The 19,431-nt window shown below is 62.9% G+C and carries 12 protein-coding genes and 1 pseudogene; 5 read left to right on the top strand and 8 right to left on the bottom strand.

Annotated features, from left to right (window positions below; all coding sequences use genetic code 11):
• Positions 1–16 precede the first annotated feature (16 nt).
• A complete protein-coding gene (locus tag ALP40_RS16475) occupies positions 17–1,429 on the top strand; it encodes an aspartate aminotransferase family protein (protein WP_122209279.1) in 1,413 nt (470 codons plus the stop codon).
• 81 nt (positions 1,430–1,510) lie between these two features.
• Positions 1,511–1,738: an MbtH family protein gene (locus tag ALP40_RS16480; protein ID WP_025995317.1), complete on the top strand. Its 228-nt coding sequence runs from the start codon at positions 1,511–1,513 to the stop codon at positions 1,736–1,738.
• A gap of 199 nt (positions 1,739–1,937) precedes the next feature.
• On the opposite strand, the gene ALP40_RS16485 is transcribed toward ALP40_RS16480, so the two are convergent.
• From ALP40_RS16485 to ALP40_RS16520, 8 genes are read right to left on the bottom strand one after another with little or no spacing between them, the layout of a single operon-like run.
• On the bottom strand, positions 1,938–2,846 hold the full coding sequence (locus ALP40_RS16485; RefSeq protein WP_122209280.1) for a metal ABC transporter solute-binding protein, Zn/Mn family: 909 nt from the start codon (positions 2,844–2,846) through the stop codon (positions 1,938–1,940).
• A complete protein-coding gene (locus tag ALP40_RS16490; protein WP_122209281.1) occupies positions 2,847–3,746 on the bottom strand; it encodes a metal ABC transporter permease in 900 nt (299 codons plus the stop codon).
• A complete protein-coding gene (locus tag ALP40_RS16495) occupies positions 3,746–4,510 on the bottom strand; it encodes a metal ABC transporter ATP-binding protein (RefSeq protein ID WP_122209282.1) in 765 nt (254 codons plus the stop codon). The genes ALP40_RS16490 and ALP40_RS16495 overlap by 1 nt, the downstream gene beginning before the upstream one ends.
• On the bottom strand, positions 4,507–5,439 hold the full coding sequence (locus ALP40_RS16500; RefSeq protein ID WP_122209310.1) for a metal ABC transporter substrate-binding protein: 933 nt from the start codon (positions 5,437–5,439) through the stop codon (positions 4,507–4,509). The genes ALP40_RS16495 and ALP40_RS16500 overlap by 4 nt, the downstream gene beginning before the upstream one ends.
• 25 nt (positions 5,440–5,464) lie before the next feature.
• Entirely contained in the window at positions 5,465–6,034 is a 570-nt protein-coding gene (locus ALP40_RS16505; RefSeq protein ID WP_122209283.1) for a DUF6162 family protein, read from the bottom strand.
• Positions 6,031–6,369, bottom strand: a complete 339-nt coding sequence (locus ALP40_RS16510) for a hypothetical protein (RefSeq protein ID WP_122209284.1) — start codon at positions 6,367–6,369, stop codon at positions 6,031–6,033. Before ALP40_RS16510 ends, ALP40_RS16505 begins: the two co-directional genes overlap by 4 nt.
• Positions 6,366–6,908: a thiamine pyrophosphate-binding protein gene (locus ALP40_RS16515; protein WP_122209285.1), complete on the bottom strand. Its 543-nt coding sequence runs from the start codon at positions 6,906–6,908 to the stop codon at positions 6,366–6,368. The genes ALP40_RS16510 and ALP40_RS16515 overlap by 4 nt, the downstream gene beginning before the upstream one ends.
• Positions 6,905–8,116, bottom strand: a complete 1,212-nt coding sequence (locus ALP40_RS16520; RefSeq protein WP_122209286.1) for a PepSY domain-containing protein — start codon at positions 8,114–8,116, stop codon at positions 6,905–6,907. The genes ALP40_RS16515 and ALP40_RS16520 overlap by 4 nt, the downstream gene beginning before the upstream one ends.
• A gap of 308 nt (positions 8,117–8,424) precedes the next feature.
• On the opposite strand from ALP40_RS16520, the gene ALP40_RS16525 reads away from it, so the two are divergent.
• From ALP40_RS16525 to ALP40_RS16540, 3 genes and pseudogenes are all read left to right on the top strand, one after another.
• Positions 8,425–9,402, top strand: a complete 978-nt coding sequence (locus ALP40_RS16525; protein ID WP_122209287.1) for a TauD/TfdA family dioxygenase — start codon at positions 8,425–8,427, stop codon at positions 9,400–9,402.
• A gap of 285 nt (positions 9,403–9,687) precedes the next feature.
• Positions 9,688–13,066: pseudogene (locus ALP40_RS16535) on the top strand (amino acid adenylation domain-containing protein).
• The coding region (locus ALP40_RS16540) for a non-ribosomal peptide synthetase (protein ID WP_122209289.1) at positions 13,063–19,431 on the top strand (6,369 nt) is incomplete at its 3' end. The pseudogene ALP40_RS16535 and the gene ALP40_RS16540, both read left to right, overlap by 4 nt.

Raw genomic sequence — 19,431 nt, forward strand, 5'->3', positions numbered from 1 at the left:
ATTGAGGGTTGCACAGATGTCAGTCGCTACCAGGTTTATCGATGATCAGCCGGCCCGGGTCGCTCCGGCCTTGGCAGAGACGCTCTACCAGTTCGACGAGTCGCCCTTGCTGGCGCGACAGAATCGTCAGGAGTCCAACGCTCGCAGCTACCCTCGACGCATTCCGCTGGTGCTCAAGCGCGCCAAGGGCATCCACGTCGAAGACGTCGAAGGACGGCGTTTCATCGATTGCCTGGCTGGCGCTGGCACGCTGGCGCTGGGGCACAATCACCCGGTGGTGATCGAGGCGATTCAGCAGGTCATCAGCGACGAACTGCCGCTGCACACGCTGGACCTCACGACGCCGGTCAAGGATCAGTTCGTGCAGGACCTGTTCGGTCTGTTGCCCGAAGAACTGGCTCGCGAAGCGAAGATCCAGTTCTGCGGACCCACCGGCACTGACGCGGTGGAGGCGGCCTTGAAGCTGGTGCGCACCGCCACGGGTCGCAGCACCGTGCTGTCATTCCAGGGCGGTTACCACGGCATGAGCCAGGGTGCGTTGAGCCTGATGGGCAGCCTGGGGCCGAAAAAACCATTGGGTGCGTTGCTCAGCGCCGGCGTGCAGTTTTTGCCGTATCCCTATGACTACCGTTGCCCGTTCGGGCTGGGTGGCGCGCAGGGCGTTAAAGCCAACTTGCATTATCTGGAAAACCTGCTCAACGATCCCGAAGCAGGCGTACAACTGCCCGCAGCGGTGATCGTCGAAGTGGTGCAGGGCGAGGGCGGGGTGATTCCGGCGGATCTCGACTGGCTGCGCGGCGTGCGTCGCATCACCGAAAACGCCGGCGTGGCGCTGATCGTCGACGAAATCCAGAGCGGTTTCGCCCGCACCGGGAAAATGTTCGCCTTTGAGCACGCCGGGATCATTCCGGATGTCGTGGTCCTGTCCAAAGCCATTGGTGGCAGCTTGCCGTTGGCGGTGGTCGTTTATCGCCAGTGGCTCGACACCTGGCTGCCGGGGGCGCATGCCGGAACCTTCCGTGGCAACCAGATGGCGATGGCCACGGGCTCTGCGGTGATGCGTTATCTCAAAGAACACAACGTGTGCGAGCACGCTACCGCGATGGGTGCTCGGCTGGTGTCGCACCTGCGCGAATTGCAGCGTGACTTTCCGCAACTGGGCGACATTCGCGGGCGCGGCTTGATGCTCGGCGTCGAGCTGGTCGACCCGGCCGGTGTACGCGACACTCAAGGCCATCCACCCGTGTTCGCCCGTCTGGCCCCGCTGATTCAACGCGAATGCCTCAAGCGCGGGCTGATCCTGGAGCTGGGTGGTCGGCACGGCAGCGTCGTGCGCTTCCTGCCGCCATTGGTGATCACCGCTGAACAGATTGACGAAGTGGCCGGCATCTTCGGCCGCGCGCTGAATGCCGCGGTCGCTCAGCTTTAATTTTTCGACGTAGCGATACGTTCAATCCCTATAGCCGCCATGAATTGGCACGGCGGCGCTGAACCCTCATGGAGAGCAACAATGACTTCAGTATTCGACCGGGAAGACATCGTCTTTCAAGTAGTGGTCAACCACGAAGAGCAGTACTCGATCTGGCCCGACTACAAGGCGATTCCCAACGGCTGGCGCACCGTGGGCAAGAGCGGCTTCAAGAAAGAGTGCCTGGCCTACATCGAAGAAGTCTGGACCGACATGCGCCCGCTGAGCCTGCGTCAGAAGATGGAAGCGCAGACGGCGGCGAGCCACTGATCAAGTCCGGCTAACGATCGTGCCTATGCTCTGCGTGGGCATGCAGCCCGGGACGCTCTGCGTCCCATTCGTCTGGCGACGTCAATCGCTCAGGCCGCCGACCCAGTGCCGGCACCCGGACGCGGAGCGTCCTGAGAGGCATTACCACGCGGAGCATGGTAACGATCAGAGTGGTGCTAATGCCCGCGCCCCGTCAGCATCATTTCAGCGCCCCGATAATCTGCTCGATATCCCCCTGCAATTCAGCCAGCGGGTCCGCGCCATCGATCCCCAGCACCAGCAATGTGCTGCCTGCCTCGGCAATCGCGGCCTTGACCGGCTCGGGTGGCTGGCGGTGGTCGAGCACCAGGGCCACGTCGTTGTCCTTGAGGGTCGTCGCCAGTTTCTGCACCGCTTCAGGCGTCCATTGCTCGTCGGTCAATGCCTGACTGTCGATCAACTCCAGATTCAGCCCGCTGATCAGATAACCGAACCGGTCCGACAGGCTCACCACACTCAGGTTGTCGGCGCTGGCCAAACTCGCTTCGCTGCTGGCGCTTAGCTTGAGCAGTTGCTGCTTGAGCGCTGCCAGGTTGCTGTCGATTTTCGGTTTGGCGGTCGGCGCCAGACGCACCAGGTCCGCCGCCATCACGTCGGCCATGCGCCCCATGTTGTTGCTCGCCAGCCACGGCTGACTGTTCAACCCATCGATGCCTTGCCCCGGCTGCACCGCGATACCCGGCAGGCTGCCATCCACGGGACGTGCGGCGTCGATTTCAACGATTCGGATGTTGCTGCGGCGTGCATTGGGGTAGAGCGGGTCATCGGCCCAGATCGAGCGCAACCCGATCACCGCGTCAGCCTCGACCGCCAGACCCCGCAGTGTTTCAGCACCCCGGCCGGTGAAGTAGGCCGTCTGGCGCGAGCCGGGCAGGTTGGCTGCGGCGGCACGCTCCAGCACCACGCCGCTGTCCTTGAGCAGAATCTGCCCCAGGCCGTAGGTGATTGGCAGGCTGGCCAGTACGCGCACCGGCTGGGCGGGTTGCGCTGTGGCATCAGCGGCAGAGACGGAATGGCAGAGCAGGCCGCTCAGGGCCAGCGCCAGGGTCAAGCGTCGTACAGTAAACATTTATCCGATATTTCCTTTCAGGCTGGGCACCGTACCGCGAGCGATGGCGGCCAGGGCGAACGCGACGCCGGCCACCAGAATGATCGCTGCGCCGGACGGCACAGGCAGGTCGAAAACGATGGGCAACAGGATGCCGCACAGGGTGCTGACGGTCGCAATCGCTACCGAGATCCAGAAGAACCCCTTCAGCGACTGGCTCAACAGGCGAGCAGCGGCGGCTGGAATCACCAACAGGGCGCCGACCAGAATTGCGCCGATAACCTTCACGGCGGCCACGGTGATCAGCGTCACCAGGATCACGAACAGGTAGTCCAGCGCCTTCACCGCCACGCCACGCACGGCGGCCAGCTGCGGATTGAAGCTGGCCAGCATGATCCGGTTGTAAAGCGGCAGGCTCAGGCCCATGACCAGCGAACCGACGATCAGCAGCACCAGCAAGTCATTGTCATTGACGGTCAGTACCGAGCCGAACAGGACGTTTTCCAGAATGTGTACGTTGATCTTGCCCGCCAGCACCAGCAGCAGGCTTGCACCCAAGGCCAGCGAGACCGACAAGAACACGCCGATCAGCGTGTCGGGCGCAAGGCCGGTGCGGTTGCGCAGGTAATTGAGCACGATGCCAAACAGCAGGCAGTAGCCGAACAGGCTGCCGTAGGGGCCGGTGTAGGGTTCGCCGAGCAGAATGCCGATGGCCACACCCGTCAATGCCGCATGACCCACTGCTTCGGAGAAAAACGCGAAGCGCTTGACCACCACCAGCGTACCCAGGCCGCCCAGCACCGGACCGATGAGCACGCCGGCAAGCAGCGCGTTGACCACGAAGCCGTAGGCCAGCGCTTCGGGCAGATAGCCGGACGACGCGAGGCCTTGAATGAACAGTCGAAAGCTCTCGTAATCCATCACACATCGCTCCCGTTCTTGACGTCTGCCGCACGCGGATGCGCCGAAAACAGTGTCAGCAGCCGTTCCGGTGTCAGCGCTGTCTGCGCGGGTTCATCGAACAATACCCGGCGATTGAGCCCGGTCACCTGATCGGCAAGCCGTTTCACCGCTTCCAGGTCATGCTCGATCCACAGCACCGTAATACTGGCCCTGCGCCAGTCGCCCAGCAGGCGTTCGAAGACCTGAATACCCGCTTCGTCCAGCGCGGACATGGGTTCATCGAGCACCAGCAACTGCGGGGCCGGGATGAGGCCCTGAGCGAGCAGCACGCGTTGGCGTTCGCCACCGGACAGCGCGCCCATGCGGCGTTTGCGCTTGTCCTGCATGCCGACCCGCTCCAGGGCTTCGCCGATGGCCGCAGCGTAGTGTTTCGACAGGCCAAGAAAAGCAGGGCGGCGCTGGCACATGGCGGCCATGAAGTCATCGACGGTCATCGGCAGGCCTCGGTCGAACTCCAGCGCCTGTGGCACGTAGCCAATCAGGCCGGGCGAACCGGGCCATTGCAGGCTGAGCTGCCCCTGATGGGGTGTCTGGCCAAGCAGGGTCTTGATCAGCGAACTCTTGCCACCGCCATTGGGGCCGACCAGCGCATGCACGCTACCCGCCCGAACGTTAAAGCAGATGTGATCAAGGATCGTGGTACGGCCCAGCGTCAGGCTCACGTCGCTGAATTCAATGCCAGGCCCCTGGCGAGTGATCTCAAGGTTTTGCGCCACCGTCATGCGCCTGCCTCCTGAATCGCCCGGACCACCGTGTCGAGGTTGCCGGCCATTTCCTTTTCGTACTTGTCGGCGCTGTATTCGCCGTAGGAGATGTGCGACAGCGGGTACAGCTTGACCCCGGATTCACGCTGGATGGTTTCAACGTAGGTGGACGGGAAATCCATTTCCGAGAAAATCACCTTCACGTCCAGCTCGCGCAATTGATCGATGGTTTTTTTTAGTTGGCTCGGGCTTGGTTCGATGCCGTGGGCCGGTTCAACCACGGCCGTCACTTCCAGGCCGAATTCACGCAGCAGGTAATCATAGGCGGCATGCACCGTGGCCACACGCAGGTCCGCGTTGGGGGCCTTGGTCAGCTTGGCCAAGGCATCGGCACGCATCTGCCGCAGGCGCTTGCCGTAGGCCCGAGCGTTGGCGGTGTAGGTCTTGGCGTTGTCCGGGTCCAGCTTGCCCAGTTCGCGGGCGATGTTGTTGACCTGCGCGATGGACGCACTGATCGACAGAAAGGTGTGCGGGTTGACCACTTTGCCCGCGCCCCGTGCTGCGACACCGGTGGCGGCCAGCAGCGGCACATCGGCGTTGGCTTCGATGGTGTTGATGTCCGGTTTTTCGCTGGCGGCAATCATGCGGTCGGCAAAATCGTCATGGCCGACGCCATTGAGCACGACCACGTCCAGCGAGCCGATACGCTTGATGTCCTCGGCGCGGGGCTCGTAGGCGTGCGGATTGAAGCCCGCCGGGATCAGCGGCACGACTTCGGCCTTGTCGCCGACGATATTGGCCACGTAGCTGTAATACGGGTGCAGCGTAATGCCAATGCGCAGGCGCTTGGCCGGATCGGCAGCGTGGCTCAGCGGCGTCATCAGCGTGGCACACAGGCCGATCAGCAGAACACGCAGCAAGGGACGACGTTTGAAGAAAATAGGCATGGGCGAGCGGTCTTCTCGGGTGATTTCAGTGCTGATGCTGGCGAGTGACACCCGCATCGAATTGCGCGACAACCTGCTGCCAGCCTGCGCCGATCAGGGTCGTGTCGCTGAGGTCGGCTGGTGCAACTGTGGCCTTGCGGTTGATCCAGATATCAGCCTGAGCGTCAGGCGACGAGCCGACCCGCATCAGGAACGAGCCCGCAACGGTCGGCGCCTGGCTCAGACCCAGATAGGACTGCTCCAGCATCTGCCACGCATGGCTGCCACGGCTGACCGAACTGGCGTCCTCGGCGAACGGCGCAAAGCCTTCCTCGCCCAATTGCTGCGGCGTGACCGGCGTCGACTGTTCCTGAGTCAGCAGGCGGATTTCATCCAGCGTCACGCGCAGGTCGGCGTAGATGCCCTGTTCGGCGGCAGTCAGGTCGCGGCGGGCATCGAGCTGATGACTGGCCACGCGATGGTCGTCCTGACGCTCGCCATGCAGGCTGACCACGCCAGCGGCGGCTGCCAGAATCAGCAGGCACAGCAGCAGAACGTAAAGGGTTTCGTGCCCTGCACCGGCCGGGCGCACGATCTGTCGGGTCGGTGCGCTCATGGGGCGGCGATGTCCGCTTGGTCGATTTCCACGACATGGCCGGGACCGGCATCGAACAATACGTAGAACTCCGAAGCGGGGCGTTTGAACGTGACGGTCGAGTCCTCACCCAGCTTGCCGGGCACCAGAATGGTTTCGTCGTAGCCGATCACGTCCAGCGTCACGCCCGGCGCGCCGCTGCCATCGGAGAAACCGCCGGTGCACCGGATCTGTTCGTTGTCGATCTGTTTGCACTCACACATCGGGTTGTGCGCCAAGGCCGGTACGCTCAGGCCCAGGCCGATCAGGCAGAACGCGGCGGCCGTCAGCCGCCGCAGTGAGAAGCGAGCATTCATGGTTTGGCTCCTTGTTTTTTCAGCCAGGCCACAGTGGCGGGCGAGGCTTGTTGCAGGGGAATGGACGTCTGGTGCACGGAACCGTCCCAGCCTTCCATCGTGATCCACAGTTCCGAATCGGAAGGAGTGGTTTCCGGAATTTGCATGAAGGCGCTCATGCGATAGCCGCCGCCGAAGAAAATCACGCCAGCGGTGCGCAGGCTGCGTGGCTTGCCGATGCGCAGGTAGGTCGCCTTGACCCGGTCGATACAGTCCGAACACAGCGCCGCATTGAAACTTTTCATGTACCCCGACGGGCCGGACAGGCGCGGCGCTTCGTTGCGGTCTTCGGCCAGACGCAAGCTCCAAGGGCCGACGTTGAGCTCACCGACGTCCCGCTGGCCCAGGCCTTGATCGCCCCGATCCAGCGCGTTGTCTGCGAAATACTTAGGCATGAAACCGAGCGGAATCAGGATCAACAGCACGTTGATGTGGAAACGCCATTTGTGCCAGAAACGGCTCAGTGACGAAGCGGGGTGTGCAACGGCGGCCTTGCTCACAGGGTGTTCTCCGGGGTGCCGGTCGCCAGCGGCGGCCTTGGGGGTTGCCGGGTGAAGGTCGGCTGGATTTTGCCCTCGCGCTTCAACGCGTTAAGGGTCGCCAGTGCGGTGCGTTTACTCCAGATCAGCAGGCCGCTGAGCACCATCATGCTCAGTACCAGGCCGAAGAACGCCCAGATCAGCTTGATCCAGATGCCGCCGAAGTCGCCGGTGTGCAGCGGGCGCATGGACTCGGTCACGAACTCCAGCTTGTTGCGGTCGGACAACAGGTGCGAGGCGGCGATTTCACCGCTGTACGGGTTGATTTCAGCGGTCTGGTACATCAGCGGATACCAGCTGCGTCCGCCGACCTGCATGTTGCTGTAGGCGTTGAACGGCGGCGTGATGAAGCTGGCTTCCAGGCCTGGAATCCGCTCCTTGGCGATTTCCACGGCTTTTTCCAGGCTGATGGTCGGCGCCGGGCTGCCATCGGCGGTCAGCGGCACGGCGCTGTGCGGGATGATCGACGCCACCTGAGAGCGGCTGGAAATGCTGATCTGGTTGTCGCCCAGGATCGCCTGAATCAGGAACCAGGTGCCGGTGATGGAAATGACCGCGATGAACCAGATCGACCAGACGCCACTGAGCCGGTGCAGGTCGCCCCAGAAAATCCGTGGGCCCTGGCTGAAGCGCAGCGGCTTGAAAAAGCCTTTCCAGAATTTCTTGTAGACCACCAGCCCGGTCACCAGCGAGGCCAGCAGCGGCAGGCCGAGAATTGACACCAGATACCAGCCCCACGAATAGCCATTGGTGAACGGCACCAGCCACCAACCGTGCAGGGCGCGGGTGAAACGGCGGAAGTCGAACGACGGCGTCAGGCCCTGAATCACCCCGGTGTAGGGGTTGACGTAGGCTGGCACCGAGCGACCGTCGGGGTAGGTCACGAACACGCTGAGGGCAAAATAGTCGCCGTCCGGTTGCATGATCGTGCCGACGATCAGGTCCGGCTCGTTGCGTTCGATGGTGGCGCGAATTTGCTCGAAGCTCATCCGCTCGGCCGTGTCCGACGGCGGGTTATCACGTATTTCCGGCATCGCCAGCCACATGATTTCCTTGCTGACCACGGCCAGCGTGCCGGTCACGCAGACGATCAGCACGAAAAACCAGATGGGCAGGGCCAGCCAGCTGTGGACGAGAAACCAGATTTTCGAGCGGGATTTCTTCGACATGGGTAAACGGTCTCGATTCACGGTGTGGAGCGGCCTTCGGGCAGGCATGGGCTCTCTGTGGGGCAACATCTGAAAAACGGGCGCGGTTCTACCGACAGACCCTGCATCCAGTTAAAGACGAATGAGAATACGAAAGATGTAGTTTTTTCTCGCGCTTAAATGAAAGGAAATGTTTCAGAGCCGGATTTTCGGAGGTCACGTGTCGTGAACCGGCTAATTTTCCGCCCGCCGGTTACGTTCAATCTGGACATTGGCGTTGCGTCGGGCCGCAGGGGATCGGGCGCTGTTGCCATCAAGGGAGAGTCATCATGAGTCATGCGTTGAGTGTGGAGATTCGGCCGTTGCTGGCAGGGGCAGGCACACTGCCAATGCTGGTGCAGGCCCTCGAGCCAGGTCTGGACTTGATGGAATCGCTGGGCGAGTTCAAGCCGCTTGTCGCAGAGCACCTGTACCGCGCCGGGGGCATTTTGTTTCGCGGTTTCGAGGTGGGTGGCCCTGAGGCGTTTCGCGAGTTTGCCGCAGGCTTCGGCGATCCGCTGCTCAATTACGAATTCGGTTCCACGCCGCGCAGCAACGTGACCAAAGGCGTGTACACCTCCACCGAATACCCGGCGCACCAGAGTATTCCGCTGCACAACGAGCAGGCATACACCCTGGAATGGCCGATGAAAATCTGGTTCTACAGCATGATTGCCGCGCAGACCGGTGGTGAAACGCCGATTGCCGACAGTCGGGAAATCTATCGTCGGATTCCGGCGCGCATTCGTGACCGTTTCATCGAAAAGAAACTGATGTACGTGCGCAATTACGGCAACGGGCTGGACGTGGAATGGAGTCAGGTGTTCAACACCGAGGACGAGCGTGTGGTGGAAGCCTACTGCCGTGCCCACGCCATTGAATGCGAGTGGAAGGACGACGGCGAACTGCGCACCCGGCAGATCTGCCAGGCGGTGTCGCGCCATCCGGTCACTCAGGACACGGTCTGGTTCAACCAGGCGCACCTGTTCCACATCTCCAACCTGCAGCCGGAAGTGCGTGAAACCCTGCTGGACGTGGTGGACGAAGAAGACCTGCCACGCAATGTGTATTACGGCGACGGCTCGCCCATCGAAGAGACCCTGCTGGACGACATCCGCGGCGTGCTTGACGACTGCACCGTCAGCTTCCCGTGGCTGGAAAACGATGTGCTGATGCTCGACAACATGCTCACCGCCCACTCACGCGCGCCGTTCACCGGCAAGCGCAAAGTGGTGGTGGCGATGGCGCAGGGGCATTCGGACAAATAAGCTCCGGGCTGCATGTCCACGCAGAACGATTGGCACGATCAGTGTCGAGGCAAATAGAACCCGTGGGAGCGAGCTTGCTCGCGAAGGCTTTTTCCAGACGCTGTATTTCGAGCGGCTGCCAAGGCCTCTTCGCGAGCAAGCTCGCTCCCACCGTTTTGAAGCAGTCCGCAGTCATCCAGATGCCCGGACACTTCCCTCAAAACCTTTCTAAATATTTCCCCGCCAGTTCGTTCTTGTTGATACGACCGCGCCACACGGTCAGCCCCATTCAGCAAGGACTTGCCCATGAGCCCCGAACACGCCCAGAAACTCGCTCGCCGCTTCGTCGAGTTGCCCTTGGAAAAACGTCGCCTGTTTCTCGAGGGCATGTGTCGTGAAGACATGGATTTCTCGCTGTTTCCGATCCCGTCCTGCGAAGGGCTGGCCGAGCGCGACGGGCTGTCTTATGCGCAACAACGCATGTGGTTTCTCTGGCAGCTGGACCCGGCCAGCGCGGCCTACAACCTGCCGATGTCGGTGTGTCTGAATGGCAAGCTGGAGCTGCCGCTTCTGGAGCGGGCGTTCAGCGCGTTGGTCGAGCGTCATGAGAGCCTGCGCACGACCTTTGGCCAGGAAGGCGATCGGGCATTTCAGCGTGTTGCACCAGCGTCTCCTGTCAGCATCGAGTTGACCGACCTGAGTGCGCTGCCCGTCGATCAGCGTTGGGCCGCAGCGCGTCAGGCGATGGCTGAGCAGGCGGTGCAGGCGTTCGATTTGCAGCATGGGCCGCTGTTCACCGTGCGTGTGTTGCGTCTGGCCGGGCAGGAGCACGTGCTGTTGCTCAACCTGCACCACATGATCACCGACGGCTGGTCAATGAATGTGCTGATCGACGAATGGCTGCGCGGTTATGACGCGCTGGTTGCGGGTCAGCCGCTGCCGTTCCAGCCGCTGGTCGTGCAGTACCGCGACTACGCCGTGTGGCAACGCAGTTGGCTGGAAGCGGGCGAGCAGGCGCGGCAGCTGGATTACTGGCGCACGCACCTGGGCGATGAACACCCGGTGCTGGAACTGCCGACAGACCGCCCGTACCCGGCCCTGTCCAGCCACGAAGGCGCACGCCTGGAACTGGCGCTGGNNCCAGCGCCAGGGCGTGACGCTGTTCGTGGTCCTGCTGGCGAGCTTCAAAAGCCTGCTGCATCGCTACAGCGGGCAGACTGACATCCGCGTTGGCGGGTTGATCGCCAACCGCACCCGCAGTGAAACCGAAGGGCTGATCGGCTGCTTCATCAACACCCAAGTGCTGCGCAGTGAAGTCACCGCACAGACCCGCTTTATCGATCTGCTGCAAACCGTGGCCAAGGCTTCGACCGGCGCGCAATCGCATCAGGAATTGCCGTTTGACGCCGTGATCGACGCCCTGCAACCCGAGCGCAGCCAGAGCCACAATCCGCTGTTCCAGGTGATGTTCAATCACCAGCCGGTGGTTGCCGATCTGCTCGACAAGCAACTGAACTGCGGCTTGCGCGTTTCCAACCTGCCTGCTGAACAACAGGCGCTCGCCCAGCGTTCCCATGCGGCTGCCAGCGACCTGATGCTGGCCACCAGTGGCGAAGGCGAGCAGTTGAACGCTGCCTTCACTTACGCCACCGATATTTTCGACGAATCGACTATCGCCCGGCTGGCCACGCACTGGCGCAACCTGCTGGCATCGGTGTGCGCCGACCCGCTGCAAACCGTGTCGCAACTGTCGATGCTCTCGGTGCAGGAGCGCACATTGCTGCTGGAGGCCGGAAGCGTCGCCAACGCCGCGAACGGCACGCCTGCACACCGTCTGTTCGAAGCGCAGGTCAAACGTACCCCGGCTGCCGTGGCGTTGATCCTCGCCCAGGCCAGCAATTCGCCGAGCCTGACCTACGCCGAATTGAATGCACGCAGCAATCAACTGGCCCGACGCCTACGCCAGCGCGGCGTGGGGCCGGACGTACTGGTTGGCGTGGCGCTGGGGCGTTCGCTGGACATGCCCGTCGCGCTGCTGGCCGTGCTCAAGGCGGGCGGTGCTTATGTACCGCTCGAACTCTCCGCGCCAGGCGAGCGTCTGCGTCATGTGCTGGAGGACAGTGGCCTGAAACTGCTACTGACCCACAGTGACCGCCTGGCCGCGATGCAAGGGCTGGGTGATCTCGATTATCTGTGCATCGATCAGCCTGACAACATGATGATCGACATAAGCGATCTCGATGCCTCCGTCGATCCAGCCAGCCTCGCCTATGTCATCTACACCTCCGGCTCCACCGGCCGACCCAAAGGCGTGGCGATCAGTCATGCTGCCCTGTCCGAGTTCGTGACCCTGGGCGCCGATTACAGCGACCTGCGCGACGGCGACCGGGTTTTGCAGTTTGCCACCCATAGCTTTGATGGCTTCGTCGAACAGTTCTACCCGCCATTGTGTAACGGCGCAGCGGTGGTGCTGCGTGACGAACGAGTATGGGACAGCGCGACCTTTCATCAGGCCATCGTCGAGCACGGGGTGACCCTCGCCGATTTGCCTGCCGCCTACTGGCTCACGCTGGTTCAGGATTTCGCCGCCAGCCCGCCCGCGCATTATGGCGCGCTGCGGCAGATTCACGTGGGTGGCGAGGCGATGGCCCTCGAAGGCCTGCGGTTGTGGCGCGACGCCGGACTGGGTCAGGTGCGCCTGCTCAACACCTACGGCCCGACCGAAGCGACCGTGGTGTCGAGCATTCACGATTGCAGCGCGTTGACGCCTGAGAAGGTGTCCTGGCGTGGCGTGCCGATTGGTCATGCGCTGGCCGGACGTCGTCTTTACATACTCGACGACGACCTGAACCTGTTGCCGCAAGGCGCGGTGGGCGAGTTGTACATCGGCGGGCCTGGGCTGGCACGGGGTTATCACGCACAGCCGGGCCTGAGCGCCGAGCGTTTCGTCGCTGATCCGTTCGTGGCGGGTGAGCGGCTGTATCGCACCGGCGACCGCGCTCGGCAGCGTCTGGACGGTGCCATCGAATACATCGGTCGGGTCGATCACCAAGTGAAGATTCGCGGCTTCCGCATCGAGCTGGGTGAAATCGAATCGCGCCTGCAACAGTGCCTTGATGTGCGCGAAGCCGTGGTGCTGGCCGTCTCTCTGGCGGGCAGCACGCAACTGGTGGCGTACATCGTGCCGCAGACCGCACCCCTCAGCGAAGCCGAGCCACTGACTGTACGTCAGCGCATCAAGGCCGAGCTGCAAGCCAGTCTGCCGGACTACATGGTGCCGACTCATCTGCTGCTGTTGCCGAACCTGCCGCTGACGCCCAGCGGCAAGCTGGACCGCAAGGCCTTGCCTGCGCCGGATTACAGTCAGTTGCAGGCCCGTTACCGCGCGCCGCACGGCGAGGTGGATGTCTGCCTCGCTGCCATTTGGCAGGAAGTCCTGCACGCGCCACAGGTCGGGCTCGACGATCATTTCTTCGAACTGGGCGGCCATTCGCTGCTGGCCGCGCAGGTCATTGCCCGGATCAAAACCCGACTGGGCGTCAGCCTGCCGCTGCGCGTGCTGTTCGAGAAACCGGTGCTGGCCGATCTGGCCGCCGAGGTCACGCTGCTGACCGCCAACACGACTGACAACGACTGGAGCGACATGGACCAGTTCATGGATTCACTGGAGGAATTCGAAGCATGACGGGGACCACTGCTGCACGTATCGCGAAGCGTTTTGTCGGCCTGTCGCTGGAACAGCGCCAACAGTTTCTCGCCCGACTGCGCCAGGACGGTAAGGACTTCAGCCTGTTGCCAGTGCCGGTCAGCCGTCATGATTTCACCTCGATCCCGCTGTCCTTCGCCCAGCAACGTCTGTTGTTCCTCTGGCAGCTCGATCCGTCCAGCGATGCCTACAAGATGACCACCGGCCTGCGTCTGCACGGCACGCTGAACGAGACGGCGCTGACCCGCGCATTCGACTATCTGATCGAGCGTCACGAAGTACTGCGTACCGTCTTCCAGACCGATGGTGATCAGCCGCTGCAAGTGGTGCTGCACGACCTGCATGTGGCGCTGGAGCGCATCGATCTGTCCGCGCTGGACGCCGAGCAACGCACTGCTGAACTGGCCTTGCAAGTGACGACTGTTACCGCCCGGCCATTCGACCTGCGCAGCGGTCCGTTGCTGCGCGCTCATCTGTTTCGTCTTGCTGGCGACGAGCATGTGTTGGTGGTGTGCATGCACCACATCGTGTCCGACGGCTGGTCGATGGAGGTGATGATTCAGGAGTTCGTTCACGCCTATCAGGCGTACAGCGAAGGTCGCGAACCAAGCTTGCCCGCGCTGCCGTTGCAATACGCCGATTACGCGATCTGGCAACGCAGCTGGCTGGAGGCGGGCGAGGGCGAGCGGCAGTTGGCTTACTGGCGCAAGCAGTTGGGCGACGAACAACCGCTGCTCGACGCCGCACAGGACTTCCCGCGCCCGGTCGCGCAGAGCTATCAGGGCGAGCACTTGTTTTTCGATTTCGGTGCGGACCTGTCGCGTCAGCTCAATGCCTTTGCCCGCGCTCAGGGCATGAGCCTGTTCATGCTGGTGCTGGCCGGTTTCTCGCTGTTTTTGTCGCGCAAGGCCGGGCAGCGCGACATCCGCATCGGTGTGCCCAATGCCAACCGAGGCAGGGCCGAGACCGAAGGGCTGATCGGTTTCTTCATCAATACGCAGGTGCTGCGTTGTCAGGTGGACGAGCGCCTGAGTTACCTTGACCTGCTGGCGCAGATTCGCGACACCTCGTTCGGGGCTCAGGCCCATCAGGACGTGCCGTTCGAGCAACTGGTGGATCACTTGGCACCCGAGCGCACTCTGGGTCACAACCCCTTGTTCCAGGCCAAGTTCAACCAGAACGTGGTGCTCAAGCAGAAGACTGCGCTCAGGCTGCCGGGCCTGGAAGTCAGTGAGTATGCCTTCGACAAGCAGGGCGCACATTTTGACCTGGCGCTGGACATCACCGACGACGGCACGCTGATTCATGGCGACCTGGCCTTCGCCAGCGACCTGTATCGCCGCTCGACCGTCGAGCGCTTCGTGCCTGAATTGCTGGCGTTGTTCCAGACCCTGCTGGCCGCGCCCGAGGCGCCGCTGTTCAGCCTTGGCGCGCTGGCGGTCGAGCAGGCGCCACCTTCGCTTGAGCCTGCGCCGTCCGTCCTGCAACAGTGGAGTCGACAGGTCGAGCAACAGCCCCAAGCGTTGGCGGCTCGTTATCTGGAGCGTACGTTGAGCGCGCAGGCGCTGGATCAGGCCGCCAATCAACTGGCCCGTCACTTGATTGGGCTGGGCGTACGAGAAGGCCAGCCGGTCGCGGTGCTAATGGAGCGCTCTCTGGAGTGGTTGACGTCGGTGCTGGCGATCTTCAAGGCCGGTGGTGTGTACATGCCGCTGGACGTGAAGGCGCCGGATGCTCGCTTACAGCAGATGCTGACCCACGCCAAGGCCAGGGTGTTGCTGTGTGCCGAAGGCGATGGGCGGGCCGATTCGCTCGCGGTCGAGGGGTGTCAGGGTGTCGTCTGGACGCCTGCGCTGTGGCAGGACCTGCCGGTCAGTCCCGTCGACTCGGTCCTGTGCGCCGAGTCGCCTGCGTACCTCATCCACACCTCAGGTTCCACCGGCCAGCCCAAGGGCGTGCTGGTCAGCCACGGTGCGCTGGCCAGTTACGTGCGTGGTTTGCTGGATTCACTGCAACTGGCACCTGATGCCAGCATGGCGCTGATTTCGACCATCGCCGCCGACCTGGGCCATACCGTGCTGTTTGGTGCGCTGTGTTCCGGTCGCACCCTGCATGTGCTGCCTGAAGCGCTGGGCTTCGACCCGGATGGCTTCGCCCGGTACATGGCCGAACATCGGGTCGGCGTGTTGAAGATTGTCCCAGGCCACCTGTCGGCGCTGATGCAAGCCAGCCGGCCCGCCGATGTATTGCCAGAGCATGCCTTGATCGTGGGCGGCGAAGCCTGTTCGCCTGCGCTGGTCGAGCAGGTTCGCCAGCTCAAACCGGCGTGCCGCGTGATTAACCACTACGGCCCGAGCGAAACCACCGTCGGGGTGCTGACCCACGAAGTGATTGCGCTGGATCCGCTGCGTGCGGTGCCCGTCGGTGCGCCTTTGCCGGGTGCGCAGGCGTATGTGCTGGACGATGTGCTCAATCTCAGCGATACGCAGGTGGCGGGCGAGCTGTACATCGGTGGCGACAGCGTGGCGCTGGGTTACCTTGGACAGCCAGGGTTGACCGCCGAACGCTTCGTGCCGGACCCATTCGCGCAGGATGGCGCTCGGGTCTACCGCAGCGGCGACCGCATGCGCCGTAATCACCAAGGGCAGCTGGAATTCATCGGTCGTGCCGACGATCAGGTCAAGGTGCGCGGCTATCGGGTCGAACCGGCCGAAGTGGCGCGGCTGCTGCTGGCGCTTGAATCGGTCAGCGAGGCCTGCGTGCTGCCCCTTTCAGTGGAAGGCGACGCGTCGCGCCTGCAACTGGTGGCGTACTGCGTAGCGTCTGCCAGCGCTGAAGCCCTGCGCGAACAGCTGGCGGCAAGGCTGCCGGACTACATGGTGCCTGCGCAGATCATGCTGATGGACCGCCTGCCGCTGACCGCCAACGGCAAACTCGACAAACGCGCCTTGCCCACGCCGGGTGTGGTGCAGCAGCGCTACACCGCGCCCGTCGGCGAAATCGAGGAAACGCTCGCTGCGGTGTGGGCGGATGTACTGAAACTGGAGCGGGTCGGCAGTACGGATAACTTCTTCGAACTGGGCGGCGATTCTATCCTCAGCCTGCAAATCATCGCCCGCGCCAAGCGGCAGGGCATCAAGCTCAGCCCCAAGCAGCTGTTCGAAAAGCAGACCATCGGCCAGTTGGCGTCGGTGGCAAAACTGATTCAGAAAAAAGCGGTGCCGACGCTGGAGCAGAGCAGCGGCTCGTTGCCTTTGCTACCGATTCAGGCGCGGTTTTTCGAACTGGAAATTGCCGAGCGTCAGCACTGGAATCAGTCCGTGATGCTCAAGCCGCAAACGGCGCTCGCCCCGATGCTGCTGCAAGGCGCGCTGACTGCGCTGATCGAACAGCACGATGCACTGCGCCTGGGCTTCGTTCAGCGCGACGGCCAGTGGCGTGCAAGTTTCGGCACGTCGGATACGCGCGATCTGCTGTGGGTTCATGACCTGGACGACCGCGAGCAACTGTCCGAACTGGCCGACAAGGCCCAGCGCAGTCTGAATCTGCAAACCGGGCCATTGTTGCGTGCGGTGCTGGTCAATCTGCCGCAGGGCGAGCAGCGCCTGTTGCTGGTTATCCATCATCTGGTCGTGGACGGCGTGTCATGGCGGGTGTTGCTTGAAGACCTGCAGCACAGTTATCAAGCCTTGGCGACCGGGCAGCCCCTAGCGCTACCGGTGAAAACCAGCGCCCTCCAGCGCTGGGCCGAACAGTTGCAGCGCTTTGCAACGGGTGACGCGCTCTTGGCTGAGCGCGATTACTGGCTGAGTGCTTTGCAGGGCGCAGGCCAGGCGTTGCCCCGTGACAATCCGAACGGTACGCAACGCAATCGCGACGCGGCCCACGCGTCGTCCTGGCTGAGCAAGGAACTGACGCATCAGTTGCTGAAAGTCGCGCCTGCGGCCTATCGCACCCAGGTCAACGACCTGCTGCTGACCGCGCTGGCACAGGTGCTCTGCGAATGGAGCCGACAGCCTTCGGTGCTGATTCAACTGGAAGGTCATGGCCGTGAAGACCTGTTCGCTGACATGGACCTCAGTCGCACGGTCGGCTGGTTCAGCAGCCTGTTTCCGGTCCGGCTCACGCCGCAGTCCGCGCTGGGGGCAAGCCTGTGCGGCATCAAGGAGCAACTGCGCGAAGTACCCAACAAGGGCATCGGTTATGGCGTGCTGCGTTACCTGGGCGAGCCGATGTTCGCCCGCCAATTGGCTGCGTTACCCGAAGCGCAGGTCACGTTCAATTACTTGGGCCAGTTCGACGGCAGTTTCGACAGCAAGAACGCCTTGTGGCTGCCAAGCTCGGACAGCGCGGGCGTCACGCTGGATGAAAACGGCCCGCTGGCCAACGGCTTGAGCCTCAACGGCCAGGTGTTCGACGGCCAGTTGCAGATGAACTGGACCTTCAGCCGCGAGCAATACCAGCCCTCGACCATCGACGCGCTGGCGCGTCGTTACGAGCAGGCTCTGACCACACTGATCGAACATTGCCTGGCCGGGCATCAGGGCGTCACGCCGTCGGACTTCCCGCTGGCCCGCGTGAGCCAGTCGCAGCTCGACCGTTTGCCGATGCCTGCCAGCAATATTCAGGACATCTACCCGCTGGCACCGATGCAACAGGGCATGCTGTTTCACAGCCTGTTCGAGCAGGACGCGGGCCACTACATCAATCAACTTCGTGTGACCGTGGGTGGGCTGGATGTGCCGCGCTTCCGGGCCGCTTGGCAATCCGCCGTGGACACGCATGACGTGTTGCGCAGCCGTTTTGTCAGCCACGCAGAGCAGTCGTTGCAAGTGGTGCAGCGTCAGGCGGACATGCCGTTCGTGGTGCTGGATGCGCGTGGCAAGCCGGGTCACTGGCTGGACGATTGGGCCAACGACGACCGTCAGCAGGGCTTCGATCTGGCTCAGGGACCGTTGTTGCGAGTGGCGCTGTTGCAGACCGGCGATGACACGTATCAGTTGATCTACACCAGCCATCACATTCTCATGGATGGCTGGAGCAGCTCGCGCCTGCTGGGCGAAGTGCTGCAACGCTACAGCGGTCAGACGCTGTCCAAACAGGCCGGGCGCTATCGTGACTACATCGAGTGGCTGAGCGCTCAGGATGCAGACCTCAGCGAGCGTTTCTGGACGCAGCAACTGGCTGAACTGGACGAGCCGACCCGGCTGGTGCAGGCGCTCAAATCGTCGGCGAGCGGGCAGGGGCATGCCGATTACGTGCAACTGATCGATGCCAACGGCACACAACGCCTGAACCAGTTTGCCCGCGAGCAACGCGTGACCCTCAACACCCTGGTGCAATCGGCATGGTTGCTGGTGCTGCAACGCTACACCGGCCAGTCCCGCGTGACCTTCGGTGCCACCGTGGCCGGACGTCCGGCGGACCTGCCGGGCGTCGAGGAGCAATTGGGGCTGTTCATCAATACCTTGCCGGTGATCGCCAGCCCACGTCCCGAGCAAACCGTGGCCGACTGGGTACAGCAAGTGCAGGCGAAAAACCTCGCCCTGCGCGAGCATGAACACACCCCGCTGTACGACATTCAGCGCTGGGCACGGACCGGCGGCGAGGCGCTGTTCGACAACATTCTGGTGTTCGAGAACTACCCGATGTCCGAGGCGCTGCAGCGTGCGCCGGACGGCCTGGTGTTCAGCGAGTTGCGCAATCAGGAGCAGGCGCATTACCCGCTGACGCTGGTAATCGAGGCTGCCGACGTGCTGTCGGTGCGCTTCAGTTACGACCGTCAGCACTTCAGCGCCGAAGCCATTGCGCAACTGGCGGCGCACTTCGATCACCTGCTGCAAAGCCTGAGTGCCGAAGCGTCCGCCTGTCTGGGAGAATTGTCGCTGCCGGTGGGCTGGACGCAGGCTGTACAGGTCTGGCCGACCACGCAGTGCGCTCACCAGCATTTCGAGGCGCAGGCTGCCAAAAACCCTCAGGCCATTGCCTTGAGTCTGGGCGCCGAGACGTTGAGCTACGAGCAGCTCAACCAGCGCGCCAACCAGATGGCCCACAAACTGCGCGAGCAGGGCGTCGGCCCGGACGTGCGCGTGGGCCTGGCGGCCGAACGCGGTCTGGACATGATCGTTGGCTTGCTGGCAATTCTGAAAGCCGGCGGCGCCTACGTGCCGCTGGACCCGGATTACCCGCAGGATCGCCTGAGCTTTCTGATGCAGGACAGCGGCATTGAGTTGCTGCTGACCCAAGCGTCTGTACGGGACAGGCTGCCGGTCCCCGCGCACGTGCAGTGCCTGCTGATCGAAGCCTCGTTGGACGGCTACAGAGCTGAAAATCCGGTCAACCAC

Source organism: Pseudomonas viridiflava (genome assembly GCF_003702045.1).
Classification (GTDB): domain Bacteria; phylum Pseudomonadota; class Gammaproteobacteria; order Pseudomonadales; family Pseudomonadaceae; genus Aquipseudomonas; species Aquipseudomonas viridiflava_C.